The organism is Bradyrhizobium zhengyangense (genome assembly GCF_022012555.1).
GTDB lineage: Bacteria > Pseudomonadota > Alphaproteobacteria > Rhizobiales > Xanthobacteraceae > Bradyrhizobium > Bradyrhizobium zhengyangense.
In genome coordinates this window covers 1-13,438 of record NZ_JAKLTZ010000042.1, presented here as the reverse complement: position 1 = coordinate 13,438, position 13,438 = coordinate 1, and the positions used below count along the sequence as shown (strand labels likewise).

Here is a 13,438-nt window from a genome sequence, read left to right as displayed (position 1 = left end):
AGGATCGCGTTGATGACGCGATGCATGCGACCCGCGCGGCTGTCGAGGAAGGCATCGTCCCGGGCGGCGGCGTCGCCCTGCTCCGTGCCTCCGAGCAGCTCAAGGGCCTGCGCACCAAGAACGACGACCAGAAGACCGGCGTCGAGATCGTGCGCAAGGCGCTGTCGGCTCCCGCTCGCCAGATCGCGATCAACGCCGGTGAAGACGGCTCGGTGATCATCGGCAAGATCCTGGAGAAGGACCAGTACGCCTACGGCTTCGACAGCCAGACCGGCGAATACGGCAACCTGGTCTCCAAAGGCATCATCGACCCGACCAAGGTGGTCCGCACCGCGATCCAGAACGCAGCCTCCGTTGCAGCGCTCCTGATCACCACCGAAGCCATGGTCGCCGAGCTGCCGAAGAAGGCCGCTGCCGGCCCCGCGATGCCCCCCGCCGGCGGCATGGGCGGCATGGACTTCTAACGACGAGTCGTCCCGGACGCGGTGCAGCGCGCAAGCGGTGTACCGCCGATCCGGGATCTCGCTGAGCAAAATCCAACAGCACAAACCCTGGCAGCAATGCCGGGGTTACCCTTTTTTAGGCGTGGACCGTCTAAACGGCCGGCACGATTGGTTCCGTTGCGCATTGCCTTCGTGCCTTGGCTGATCGTCAGATCAGGTTTTTGTTTACCCACACGGCAGGTCGCAGATGAGAAACGTTAGCCTTATAATTCTCGGACCTGAGCATTTCGTTTAGACTCGCGGACGCATGGTCGCGCGGCTTATAGAGCTATGCTCGAGCGCGGCGCAGCATTATCGAGGCATATCACTCGGCCAAAACTCGTGGGCGCTGGCGGCGACGAGATGCCCGACGACACGGGCTGATACCGCAACAGGTGTTTACCTGGCGCCGGCAACAAAAGCGGACGTTCCGCAGTTCGTACCGGCGGTGGTCGACGCCATGGCGCCAGCCGTGGCTGCGCGCCATGACGTAAAGACAGCGATGCAAGGCCAAGACAGATTCGAAGGGCTTAATTGGCGGCGGATAATTGCTGCGCTGCGGCGAACGAATCAGGCGCCTTGAGGTCGTTGCAAAACGACGGCGCATACGATCTAATCTGTGGGTGTCACCGCTCATTAGCCCGTACGCAATGTTGGCCTGACGTTTCTTGAGGTGCTGTCGCCTTCGCGCCCAGTCCGTTAGCCAAGACCTCTTCAAATTGAACCTCAACATCAAACCTGCGACGGCCCGAGCCGCTGGGCCCAAGAGACACTTACCTAGACTAGCCGTTAGGCCCTTCGTTTTTCGTGCAGTCGTGAGTTGATCTGCGCCATTAGGATTGGCCCGAGCGAGAATTCGCCGGCCTCGGCTTTTCGCGTCAGCCCCCGCAGATATCCGCCGGCTGAACGGATGACCTCCCCTCGCTGCAGGATGCAGCCGACCACAATTGCAGCCTGAGTCTCCCCCATGACGCTCTGCGCCTCCTCCCACGCGCTGGGACTGATGCCAAGCATGGATCGAACGACCGCCGCAGTCGCAATGAAATCGCGCCAGTTTGAAATCCCTCCCTTGGCGTAGTCGACGATGTCTGGACATGCGCTCAAGACCATACCCAAAGGATAGGAGCCTTCCGCAAATCGCGCCGGTTGTGGTTGCGGCTCGGTACTCGCCGCCCTGCCTTCTTGGAGGCTAGGTTCAAGTTCAGTAAGAGTGTTTGGGTTTGAATTCTGTAAGTGACGCTCAGTATGGGACTCATTGGCGCTCATATTTGCTGCTTGGACGTGAGTTTCCAGCAGATTGAGGACGTCGTCGGCAAGCTGCGATAGTTCGTCGGCGATCGCCTCAAGTTCTTGGCAGGTCGCCCGGCGTGGAATCGTCTCGACGATCGAACGGAATGCCCGATGCACCTCGTCCCAATCAGCCGGCCCCTTCCATTCCCTGTGGGTCGGCACGTTTTCCTCGATGCCCGTTGCAATCATCTTGGCGATGTCACGACGGCAGAGTGTGATGCGCTCGCGCGCATGTTTGATAGCACGAGCCTCCGCTTTGATTTCCTCAGCCAGCCTCTCGAACTCTTCGGCGCGAACGACGAGTGGCGACAAGTCAAAGCCAAAGGCGCGCTCGATGTCACCGCCGCTGCCTTTGCGAGCGTAGCGCTTGCCGTTCGGACTATCCCTGCGAACGATGAGCCCGGCGTCGACAAGCACAGCGAGATGACGCCGCAACGTGGACACCGGCATGCCGTGAGCTCGCAGCGTCAGCTGATTGTTTGACGGAAACACGATGAGGTCACCCTCACCCGTGAGCGTAGTCTCGGGATGAAAGCTGAGCAGAGCATCCAGCACCGTCAGCGCACGCTCAGAGATACCGAGGCGCGGCCTTGCGATGCAGATGGCCTGAAAGATCTTCCATTTATGGACGATCTTTTCCGATGGCCTGGTCGATACTGCGACTTGTGTTGCCACATGGGCAAGCTTCAACGAGCGCCGCCCAAAGGGCGTCGTTGGGGCACGTGATTGCATGTCTTTGCCTTATGCGGGCAAAGAAAATCTGCTCGCCGAAACGGCGCCGTCTCTCACAAGACTCTTGACTATGGTGCGCGGAAGTGATTCTCTTTAGTCGCCAAACTACGAAGAGAGGCTTCCGGGACGGTGACGTTGCGGGGGCCTTTTTTCTTTTGCCGTGCTGCTCCTGGTTCGCGGTTGTTCATGAGGCGGCTAAGCCCCGGTGGTCTCCTCGGATCTGTCCGATTTGCAAAACGTCTCGAACAGGTTCGGAAGCTGGGTGATAAGAAAGTCCGCGAACAACGCCGGGACCTTCTTGTCGATGGTCAACTTGAGTTCTCGATCGCCCTGACGGACCTGAGCGATGCGCTGTCCATCTGAGGCGAGCACAGCAGACGATCGCGCGAATTGGCGAGTTGCAGCAGGTTTATTCGCGGCCGAGAACACCGTCAGAAATCTGTCGTCTGACTCACGGCCGGCGAACTTGTCGTCCCCGATCGCCGCCCTTACGCGGTCGATCACCGACGCATCCGCCAAGAGATCAGCAAAGCTCTGCCATCGCCCGCGGCCAACCTTTGGGGCCTTGCCAATAGCATCGATAATGTCGGGCGGAATGGATCTCGCAACCGCAATCAGTTTTGACGCTTCGGCCCTATCGACTGCGAGCGCGTCTTGAACGACTGCGCGCTTGTGCCCGGCATCTTCGATGCGCATTGCGAACATCGCGCGCTCGATGAAGCTCAAATCCTCCCGCGGCGCGTTCTCAAGGCCTTGTGCCACGACGAGGGCTTCGTCGGAGAGCGGTTTTAGGATCGCTTTGACGGCAATACCCAGCTCGCGCGCGGCACGCACCCGGCGATGACCATAAGCGCTCTGATATCGTCCCGGCATTGTCGGATGCTTGCGGACGAGGACAGGAACCTCCTGGCCGATCTGCGAAATCGATTGCTTGAGAAGTTCGTAAGAAGCCGTGTCGTCGTCGCGAAAACGATCAGACACGGGCGAGGGATCTATCAGACCGGGATCGATCTCTACGATCGTCGCGCCAGATGTGAGCTTGTCCCGAAGCTCCTGATTCTCCTTCTCAACTTCTGAGAAAGATTCCTTCAGCGAGCGCACAGCACCTGACGACACCCGCGCCAGCGGCGCTGGTGCTGTGTTGTCAGCTGACAACGGACTCGTCTGAGGTGCGGCAGTAAAAAGCCCCCTGATAGCATCCGTGCGCTTGCTCATCGTCCCCACACCTTCTTCAGCAGCTGCACGATCTCCGCATTGATAGCATCGACAGATTCAACCGCCCTGTCATAGGCGCCGCGTCCGACGGATCCGCGGTCAAGCTCATAGAGCGATTGTTTTGTCAGGCCAGCATTGGAGATCGCAGTGGATTTCCAGGCTGTCGCTTGCAGCACGTTTTCGCGGAACAGATTGCGCAGCAGCGCAACGATCTGAGCCTCAGGCACGTCATTCGGATCATGGCGCGTGATCACATAGCGGATGAAATCGTGATCGAGGCGGCCGCCCGCCTCCTCGATGACGGACATCAAATCCGACGTCATCAGAAGGAATTGGCTCATCGATGCGACATCGACCATCTGCGGGTGGATTGTCACCAGCATCGCCGTCGCCGCATTCAAAGCGCCCATCGTCAGGTAGCCGAGCTGAGGTGGGCAGTCGATCACCACGACATCATAGTCGTCGCTTACCTGATCGATTGCGCTCGCTAGGCGGCGAAAAAAAAGATCATGTCCACGTTCGCGGCGCTCGACCATGGCGCGCGGCGTGTGATGCTCAAACTCCATGAGTTCGAGATTGCCAGGCACTAGGCCTATACCCTCGAAATAGGTCGGCCGCACAACTTCACGCATGGGGCGGCGCTGGTCGTCATAGCGGATGGCGCCGTAAATGGTTTCGCTTTGCCCAATGTCGAATTCCGGCTGATAGCCGAACATGGCCGACAAAGAGGCTTGCGGATCGAGGTCGATGGCCAGAACTCGAAAGCCGGAAAGGGCGAGATATTGGGCCAGATACAGGGCGGTCGTTGTTTTGGCCGAGCCGCCCTTGAAATTAGCGACCGTGATGATTTGAAGCTTTTCGCCGGGGCGCCGCCGTGGGAGAAAATCAACTGCCTCCCGCGGGCGGGCTGCAGCCAGATAGGCCCGCAGCTCATTCACTTGAGCTAAGGTATACGACCGCCGCCCGCCATGACCGATCGCGGGGGCAGGTCCCAGGCCGTCGAGGGAAAGTTGCCGCAAATAGCCGTCTGACACGCGAACGATCTTGGCCACCTCTCCGGAGGAGAACGGGCGAAGAGTCTTGGCAGCCGCTGGTGGAAAAAGGGCGGCGCCCAACGAGCGGAGTTGACCAGAGAGTAGAGTGGCATGGCAGGAAATGCGCGCGCTCGCTGTCTCCGGCCACCCCTCCTCTGTCTCAAAAACTCTCATCTTTCCAATCCAAAACGGTTTTTGCAGCTCAGACGGCGGATTACCGTCTGCAGACTCAACACGATTCCCGAGTCGGCGCAAGAATGAAAGGATTAACTTTGCGCGCTCGCTCCTCCAGACCCATTCATCGCCGACCCCCCGCCACCCACAGCCACCTTAGCCGTCGAGGCATTGTGCGCGGCAGCGCCAGCGATCAAGGTGTCACCGGCCGGCGTTGGCCGCATCCTGCCCCGCTTTGGATTAAGCCGCATACGGATCTGGAACTGGCGGGCCGGAGCGCCGCTCAGCCCGGCGGGGCTTCCGTACCGACGTTAGAGGCTTCGCCAGATTCTCAGTACCGGCTATCGCATCACTCATGATTCCCAAAAGGGGACAGCCGCGGCGCCAACCATGAGTTCATCCGCGTCGCGACGCGAAGCTTCGTGCCTGGCTTTTTCCCAAATCCGCCGTGACGAGGAAAGGTGCGGTGCCTTTCTCAACACGATGTCATCACCTACTTTTGCGGCCTCAACATCCGGCATGAGCGACAACGGCTTTGTTATCGCGCCAAGCCTTCGCCAAGGGAGAGAATGGCGGTCACTAGGCCCGGCCACAAAGAAACGGGAAAGACCGAGCGCATTGCAGGCTTCGCTACGCGAGCGGCCACGCGCCTAGGACCCGCTATAACATGGTACCGTCCGCACGCGGCCCGAGGCCAAACCACCCGCCATGACCACGGATGACCTCCTCACCGCCTTAACTCCGGAAGAGGTCCGAGCGGTGAATTAGTTGGCGGGTTTTCTGATGCTCGCCGTTGGTTCAGGGCTACCTGGGCCACCCCGGACTCCTCCTTGGTCGCTCGGGGCTTCTGAGCCTAGCGAAACGAGCGGCAGGTGAACGGACCCCACGCTCCACGGTTGCCACGGCACTGTTGTCAGCTGACAACATGCGGGACAACTAGCGGCAAGGGAAACGGATGACGCCTGGAGACGGCGAATGGCGCTAGCGTTCGCGTTGCGCTGTCCAATCCATCAAGCGGGCAATGGTGCGGCACGAGCGAGGAATGCGCCACCCGCTGCTTGCATGCCGGGCGGGGGGCTGGATGGGTACAGACCGGGCTGAGTGCTGACAGATTAGACCGGGTTGATTCCTGACAGGCAAGGCTCGTCTGATTCGAAGGAGGATCAGGCGATGCCTTTCAGGGAGAGCAGTCCTGTGGAGGAGCGTGTCGCGTTGTTTCGAGAGTACGAGACGGGGGCATTTTCGGTGACGGAGCTGTGCGCGCGGCACGGCGTCAGCCGAGAGACGTTCTACGTCTGGAAGCGGCGTCGGGAGAGCGGGGAGCGGCGCTGGTTCGAGGAGCGCAGCCACGCGGCGGCGAGTTGCCCGCATGCGACGGCGGGGCGGCTGGCCGATCGCATCGTCGCGACGCGGCAGCGGTTTCCGCATTTCGGCCCGAAGAAGATCAAGGCATGGCTTGAGCATGAGCGGCCGGAGGTCGACTGGCCGGCAGCCTCGACGATCGGCGACATCCTGAAGCGTGAGGGCCTGGTCGAGGCGCGTCGGCGCCGACGCCGGGCGATTGCGCAAGGCGAGGTGGCGGCGCCGGCAAGCGCACCCAACGAAGAATGGGCGATCGACTTCAAGGGCTGGTTCCGAACCCGCGACGGCAACCGCTGCGATCCGCTGACCATCACCGATGCGGCGAGCCGCTATCTTATCGAAGTGCGCATCGTCGATCCGACGGGGGCGGGCGTCAGGAGCGCCCTGGAACGTGTTTTCAAGGACATCGGCCTTCCCGCCGCGATCCGCTCCGACAATGGTGCACCGTTTGGATCGACGGGGGCGGGCGGCCTTTCGGCGCTCTCGGTATGGTGGCTCAAGCTCGGTATCGAACCGCGCTACATCCCCCCGGCGAGCCCGCAGGACAACGGCCGGCACGAGCGCATGCACCGCACGCTGAAGGCCCAGACCACGAAGCCGCCCGCGGCAACGGTCGCCGAGCAGCAACGCCGCTTCGATGCCTTCCGCCACCACTTCAACCAGGAGCGGCCACATGAGGCGCTCGACCAGATGCCGCCCGTCAAACTCTGGCAGTCGCCCTCGCGCACCTTGCCACGCCGTCTCGATGACCCTTGGTACGACGCCGATCACGAGGTTCGCCGGGTGCGTCCCACCGGCGATATCAAATGGCGCGGCGAGCACGTTTTCGTTGGCGAGGCGCTCGCAGGTGAGCTCGTCGGCCTCTGTGAGCACGACACTAGCGGCCACCTCGTGCGCTTCTGCGGTCGCGATCTCGGGCTGATCAATTGCGAGCGGCGTTTCCTGCGCTTTGCTCCGCCGCGCGCGCGGCTCCGCATCGCGCAGGAAACGCCGCAGACAGGAGAACAATGATCGAATATTGTCAGGCATCAGCCCGGTCCAAAATGTCAGGAATCAACCCGGTGGACCATGCAACCCGCGCGATTGAAGTACTCGCATACCACGCCACTGCCCCCGAAGGGGCCTCCAACTTTTGGTCGAGCCTCGACAGTCCCAGCGGGGACTAGACTGCACCCCAAACCGACACAGATGGACTGGTCGGGTAAGGCGCTTGAGGAAACTACATTGTTGATCCGGCAATTTACCGCTCGGATGGATCCATCCCGCTCGAGACGATCCCCGCTCGGAACCGGCTCAAGAGCCTTTGTCTCGTAGTCTGCGGTCGGCCCCCGTACTGTTGTCAGCTGACAACATCTTGTGCGATGTGGGGGAGGGCAAAAGAGGCGCGATGAGAAAGCAGGCGAGTCGGCGTTGTCAGCTGACAACACCTCCTAGGTGATCTGCAGAATTCCGACGGGTCGCCCATTCGAGCACTTGTAGCCCGCGCGTCCGGCGAAACATGGTTAATGCATTTTAATGGTGAATCCGACACCAACACTTCGCAGCAAAACGTTGTCAGCTGACAACACAGCCTAGCTCAATCTAGGCCTTTGATACAGGCGTTCTCACGACTGGCCAGAGCGAGTGAAGGCCCGCGAAGCTCCAAATCGAACTACGGTTGGCTAATCGTTCGAACCCTTCTTGAAGAAGTCTCGTAACCGTTCTTTGACCATCCGCCGATACGCCGTTAGCTGGTCGGAACTGAACTCTTCAAGACGACCGTTGCCACGCCTACTCGCCAAATCTGGCTGCTATCTCCGCGAGGGGTAGTTCTCGATATGACCTTCGCACCGCCGCTACAGACTGCCTAATCATGCGCCAGACTCATGCGGGGCCCAGTGGGGGGCCATCGCCGCTTGTAGATGAGCCGCCCAGCAACTGCCCCCGCCGGTAGTAATGATGCCAACCGGGTTGCTCTACAGCTCTACAGGCGGACGGCCGAGGAAGGAGAATAGAGGCTAGGACTCCGACATCGGTTTAAAGACCGATCGGCACTAACGCTTGCACGCTCATCATAGCAGTTGAAGCTATGTCGCTATGACGGAAATTAGCGACATGATAGCTTCCGTGTCGCCGATTCTCATCAAAGTTATCAAGGCGTTGTCTAGTAGCTACAAAATACCAGAACCGTTGCCCTGGTCGGCGATTGCACTTCCGCTCGCAGCCGCGGAAGATGCTTTAGCCCGTCTAGATGAGCGCCTTGCGAAAAGCCCAATCCGAGACGGTTGGATTAGTCGGACGCACTTCACCGACGCATGCGCCACTCTATGGCTGGAAGGCGAACTCGTCCACCTCGAAGATCTCGTTCTTCATGACGCTGGCATGGATGTTCGTGCGCCAACTCACGAGCTGAGCCGAGCTCGCGATGTACTCCGCGCCCGCCGGCGCATTCACCGCGAGGGCCCCGACTGGGCTCTCTCGTCCGTCGGGATCACCGATCTGCGCGGGTTAGCCGGCACAAATGGAATAGAAGAGGAGGACTGCGAACCGCCGAACATCGGAACTACGCATCATGAGGCGGAGCAGGACAGCCATGTGCCGAGAACCCACGACTACTCTTCTGTAACTCAGAGCAATGACGGACTCGCGCAGGCTTTCGCAGAAATCGACGCCGCGATCGCCAAGACCGACCAGATCTTAACCAGCGATCTCCGTCGAATGACCGAGCGGGATCCACTGGTCTACGACCCCGATTGGGACGAAGAAAAGCGTCTTGCCGTCTGGAGACGCGGCCTTCAGCAAAGCAGGAGCCTGCCTCCGACGCTCGCGGCGGCCATTGCCGCGGACAGCTGGCGCAGTCTCGAGCCCCTTCAGCACCGACCCTGGCTTGGCCAGCTGCTTACGTCTGCGCTGCTAGGTCATCGGAGAAAAGCACGCTCACACCTGGCTTGCCTGCATGAGGGGCTGAAGACGATCCCGCGTGAGCGACGCCGCTCGCGCGACCTTGCAACCCGTCTCGTCGCGGAGCTTGAGGCCATCACGGCCGCTGGTGAGATTGGCCTGAAGACGCACGACAGGTGGCTGAACGAACGCACTCTGATGCTTCGAAGGGTGGCCGGCCATCGATCGACGTCGAAATTGCCGGCGCTTATCGATTACGTCTTCAGCCGGCCAGTCGTTTCTGCCGGCATGATCGCAGAAGAGCTGGATATCACACCGCGTGCAGCATTGAGTCTCGTAAATGAGCTTGGTCTGCGCGAGACCACTGGACGAGGGCGTTACCGAGCCTGGGGTGTTCTCTAAAAAAGATAACCTACCCGAGTGCCAGCAGACGACCAATCTGCCGGTTCCTAATGCCCGCAGGATCAACCCCGCCATCGAGAATTCCCGAGACTCTTGAAAAATACAGCTTGCGCCCAAGCGGGCCTCCGCACCGATTGATCCCCTCCTCCATGACTCGGACTCAACAAGAGAGATGGACAAACGGCCGATCTGCCGCAGGCTTCGTTCTCGTGACCTTGGAACGGCCTAAAGTCCTGCTGCCCATGCCGTTGCGGCGCTTGAGCTCGGCGGCTCTCCTAAGCTCAGCCTGCCGCGAACGGACAGGGGACTCGATGCTCGTGACCACCCACAGGCGAAAACGATAGCGGGTGGTGGGCTTGTCGATGGGGCTAAGGCCCATGTATCATCTGCATCCTTTCCTTGGGCTCCGGCGCTACGAGAATGACAGGGTATCCCGACCGCGGCAATCGTATCCCGTTGCGTGGTGTCGCTGGCGGCGATCACCGCGATCGTAGGCAGGAGCCGGGCAGATCAGCTGGCGATTGCCGGAGGGCTGAAGGCTGAAGGCTGCATCATTCATTGGCAGCGGTTTACAGAGTCATGCAACAGCCGCGTTGGACGGCCCATTCATCATTATTTTGCTCGAGCGGGATCGCGCCGATCAGGCGTACGATGGCGTCTTCGTTCAGGAAGATGCCGACCACCTCGGTGCACCGCTTAATCTCGTCGTTAAGGTCCTCGATTGGGTGGTGGAGTGCTGCTTGGTCCGGGGCTGCGGCGAGAAGGTCACATAGGCCAGCACATCGGTCCAAGCCTCGCCAGCAAGCGCGCAAGCTTGGGCAATTTTGGCGGAGCTGGTCGGCGACCTTGCACCATTGCGCCTTTTCTGTCTCCGCATCGTCTGGGCAAACGCAGTAGCAATGAACGCTGAGACGACGCGGCGTCCACTTTTTTGCCGGCATGCGCCGGGGCGTTGTTAGAGGCAATGCCGGAGACGCCGATGTCAGCGTCCGCCGAACGCCCTGAAATAGTGTTCGATCAAAAATTGCTGCAGATCCTCGTCTGCCCGCTGACTAAGGACCCGCTGGAATTTGGCTCGGCCAAGCAGGAGCTGATCTCGCGATCGCGCAAGTTCGCTGACCCGCCCGTTTTCATAATCCGTTAGGCAAAGCGGCGATCTGGCACGGGATTTGATCTCAAGAGCCTGGGTGCTCGGGTAGTGAAACTTTACCGTCGTGGCGAACAAGTCGAGAAACGCCCGGCCACTTCCGGGCCGGGCCCAAGCGGGGATAGAACCCATGAAAATGGTTATGGCAATTATCAAGCCATTCAAGCTGGAAGACGTCCGTGACGCCCTGACCGACATTGGTGTTCACGGTCTCACGGTGACAGAAGTCAAGGGATATGGCCGTCAGAAGGGCCATACGGAAATCTATCGCGGCGCCGAATATGCCGTGAACTTCCTGCCCAAGATCAAGATCGAGGTCGCTGTCGCTTCTGATCAGGTCGACAAGACCATCGAGGCCATCACGTCCGCTGCGAAAACCGGGCAGATCGGCGACGGCAAGATCTTCGTCATCAATCTCGTCCACGCGGTCCGCATCCGCACCGGAGAGACCGACGCCGCGGCCCTTTGATTTCGCGGCCTGGATCTACCTTTCGATAACCCGAGCTTCGGTGTGGTGCCGTGCCAGTTCGCGCGCAGTTCTTCCGGATCGGAACCGTGTTTTTCGCGAGATGCACCGCGGCCTATCGACAGCGGCTCGGGTCGCTGTAGTCCGATCGCGCAAACCGGCGCCGCACTCGCTAGAGCTGGCCCTCGATCGCTTTCTCGGAACCGGAAGCATCGCGTCGGGAGCATTCCTTCAATGCGGCGGAGGAACTCGGGCCGATTGCTGAGCAGCACGTCGTGCTGTTCAGCAGATCGCCTATGCGCCGCATTGCGGACCGTGTCACTAAAGGTACCGTCGCGTTCGCCAACAGTTTGGCACGTTCCAGACAGTAGGCGCGTTTGCGTTCCGACGGAAACGGGGCGGCCGTGTGGCGGTCGGCGATGATGTTTTTGAGCGTTGGGCATTCTCGTGATGAGCGCCACATCTGACCGCTTCCCGCGACAATGAGGCGCGGGAGAAGAATGCTTCGACCATGAGATTGTACCCTCGCGAGCTCCCGGGCATGCATGTAGAGGAGAGTGCCAAGCTACGATGGTCAACTTCTTGCAAAGTCCTTCGAACAACGTCGGCGCGTTTCGACATTCAGTCCAGGCGCCAGAGCATCACGCGGCGAAGTTTTCACAACTTATGCCGTCCCGCTGCAGCGAGCCTCGGGCTTTGACAGCTCGTAGCCGCCGTACTGCCTGAGCTCTTAAGACCAAGCTGCGCATCTGCGTAATCTGTATGCACGGGCTCAAGTGCACTTGCTGCCTGGAGAGCTTTATGCGGATCATCGCAAACCGCCGCTTAAGGAAGCGGGGCTGTCGATGATCTCGCTCGGCGCGACGGGCTATCATGGCGGCCGCTGGAGGCCAACCCGAGGCAATCTTTCCGGCAAATGCGGGCCAAATGTAAGGGCCAAGTACCTCGCGGCTCAAGACAATCCACCGCATCCAGACAAGTGCTAACGTCGCGGGCATTTCGATGCCGGCCGGTTGGCCGAGAATGGACGACGAGCAGGCTAGCAAGGGCTATTGCCTCTACAAAATGGCTGCAAGGGGAAACCACCTAACGCTTGCTCGACCAGAGTGCGCAGCAATTCGGTATTGAGAACACCATGGCGACGTTCGTCCATGCGGCATGTGATGGGGCTGAAATGCCTTACGAGCAAGCGCGGAAGCGCCGCCCACGAATTCAGTCGAACTCAGAGAGTACAATGATGGGCATTCAGACGCCCAACCGATTCACGCTCGGTAACTCCAGCGAGGGCGATCTTGTCGATCCGCTGACCAGGATCGAATTCACCTGCTTATCGAGGTGAATGTCGATTCCGATAATGTGATCCGCAACGCGGTCTCAACGAGACGATGCGGCGTGGTATTGGGCGCGCGATGCCTTGGCGTTCACCGAGCGAATTTGCTGGGTCTGTACCGGCACGCACGCGCCGGCACCTGCGCGCAGTAGTGAACCGCTTGGCATCGTCATCCGGGAGATTCCCAGTTTAAACCTGTTACATCATGCAACTATGCATGACTATCTCGTGCATTTTTTGTCACGTGCATGCTCTGGATTGGGCTGGCTTCGGTCGGCGCGGTCTTCGCAGTCGAGGCTGACGCCAAGGCGGCCTCAGCACTTGCGCAATCGATCTCATTCGTCGCGTTACTGCTCACCAGGCTCACCAGGCTCGTGCAAACAAAGAAACTCGATCCATTCAAGAGCGCATTTTCGAGGCACCCAGCGTACAAGCTTTCGCCGTAGGCGAACCTAATGGCGGTGGCACATTGCCTGCAGGCGCTCGATCTCTAGAAGGACGTCGACAAACTCCACGTGCTGTTACGGCGGCAAGAACCCGCATGCGAACTGGCTAGTTGGAGTGCACCCAATGTCGAAAGAGGAATACAATGAACGGGTCGCAATTCGAGCGCGGAAACATCGTGGCAGAAGAGCTGTCGGCGACGGTCGCCTCGAAAACGACCGATCCGATTCAGGAACACAATTCCCGCCCCAAAGCCGAAGGCCTGTACGATCCGAGCCTGGAGAAGGATTCCTGTGGCGTCGGCTTCATCGCCAACATCAAGGGCCAGAAGTCGCATGAGATCGTCTCGGATGCGCTGAGCATCCTCTGCAATCTCGAGCATCGCGGCGCCGTCGGCGCCGACCCGCGCGCCGGTGACGGCGCCGGCATCCTGGTGCAGATCCCGCACGCCTTCTTCAGCCGCAAGGCCAAGGAGAACAA

The 13,438-nt window shown here is 60.1% G+C and carries 11 protein-coding genes and 1 pseudogene; 8 read left to right on the top strand and 4 right to left on the bottom strand.

Annotated features, from left to right (window positions below):
- Window positions 1-464: TCP-1/cpn60 chaperonin family protein (locus tag L6639_RS41980; RefSeq protein ID WP_276576269.1), on the top strand; the 464-nt coding region annotated here is incomplete at its 5' end.
- 807 nt (window positions 465-1,271) lie between these two features.
- Here L6639_RS41980 and repC read toward each other — a convergent pair.
- The 3 genes from repC to repA all read right to left on the bottom strand — a co-directional run bounded on the left by repC (window position 1,272) and on the right by repA (window position 4,927).
- On the bottom strand, window positions 1,272-2,504 hold the full coding sequence (repC, locus tag L6639_RS41975; RefSeq protein WP_128929792.1) for a plasmid replication protein RepC: 1,233 nt from the start codon (window positions 2,502-2,504) through the stop codon (window positions 1,272-1,274).
- A gap of 195 nt (window positions 2,505-2,699) precedes the next feature.
- Window positions 2,700-3,719 (bottom strand): plasmid partitioning protein RepB, encoded by a 1,020-nt coding sequence (gene repB / locus L6639_RS41970; protein ID WP_128929793.1) that lies wholly within the window; start codon window positions 3,717-3,719, stop codon window positions 2,700-2,702.
- Window positions 3,716-4,927: a plasmid partitioning protein RepA gene (gene repA, locus L6639_RS41965; RefSeq protein ID WP_128929794.1), complete on the bottom strand. Its 1,212-nt coding sequence runs from the start codon at window positions 4,925-4,927 to the stop codon at window positions 3,716-3,718. The genes repB and repA overlap by 4 nt, the downstream gene beginning before the upstream one ends.
- 1,170 nt (window positions 4,928-6,097) lie before the next feature.
- Between repA and L6639_RS41960 the strand changes: the two genes are divergently transcribed.
- Window positions 6,098-7,300, top strand: coding sequence for an integrase core domain-containing protein (locus L6639_RS41960; protein ID WP_128929795.1), 1,203 nt, complete (start codon window positions 6,098-6,100; stop codon window positions 7,298-7,300).
- Window positions 7,301-8,383: 1,083 nt separating this feature from the next.
- On the top strand, window positions 8,384-9,571 hold the full coding sequence (locus L6639_RS41955; protein ID WP_128929796.1) for an RHE_PE00001 family protein: 1,188 nt from the start codon (window positions 8,384-8,386) through the stop codon (window positions 9,569-9,571).
- Between the two features lie 590 nt (window positions 9,572-10,161).
- On the opposite strand, the pseudogene L6639_RS41950 reads toward L6639_RS41955, so the two are convergent.
- Window positions 10,162-10,512, bottom strand: a pseudogene (locus L6639_RS41950) (transposase); the annotation flags it as partial.
- A 38-nt stretch (window positions 10,513-10,550) separates the two neighbouring features.
- On the opposite strand from L6639_RS41950, the gene L6639_RS41945 reads away from it, so the two are divergent.
- The 5 genes from L6639_RS41945 to L6639_RS41925 all read left to right on the top strand — a co-directional run.
- Complete coding sequence (locus L6639_RS41945; protein ID WP_128929798.1) at window positions 10,551-10,715, top strand: Trm112 family protein; 165 nt, start codon at window positions 10,551-10,553, stop codon at window positions 10,713-10,715.
- A 133-nt stretch (window positions 10,716-10,848) separates the two neighbouring features.
- Window positions 10,849-11,187, top strand: coding sequence for a P-II family nitrogen regulator (gene glnK / locus L6639_RS41940; RefSeq protein WP_128929799.1), 339 nt, complete (start codon window positions 10,849-10,851; stop codon window positions 11,185-11,187).
- A 1,132-nt stretch (window positions 11,188-12,319) separates the two neighbouring features.
- Window positions 12,320-12,523 (top strand): hypothetical protein, encoded by a 204-nt coding sequence (locus tag L6639_RS41935; protein ID WP_232995619.1) that lies wholly within the window; start codon window positions 12,320-12,322, stop codon window positions 12,521-12,523.
- A gap of 75 nt (window positions 12,524-12,598) precedes the next feature.
- On the top strand, window positions 12,599-12,970 hold the full coding sequence (locus tag L6639_RS41930) for a nickel-dependent hydrogenase large subunit (protein ID WP_232995620.1): 372 nt from the start codon (window positions 12,599-12,601) through the stop codon (window positions 12,968-12,970).
- Window positions 12,971-13,103: 133 nt separating this feature from the next.
- Window positions 13,104-13,438 (top strand): hypothetical protein (locus L6639_RS41925; RefSeq protein ID WP_237867240.1); only part of this gene is annotated, 335 nt, incomplete at its 3' end.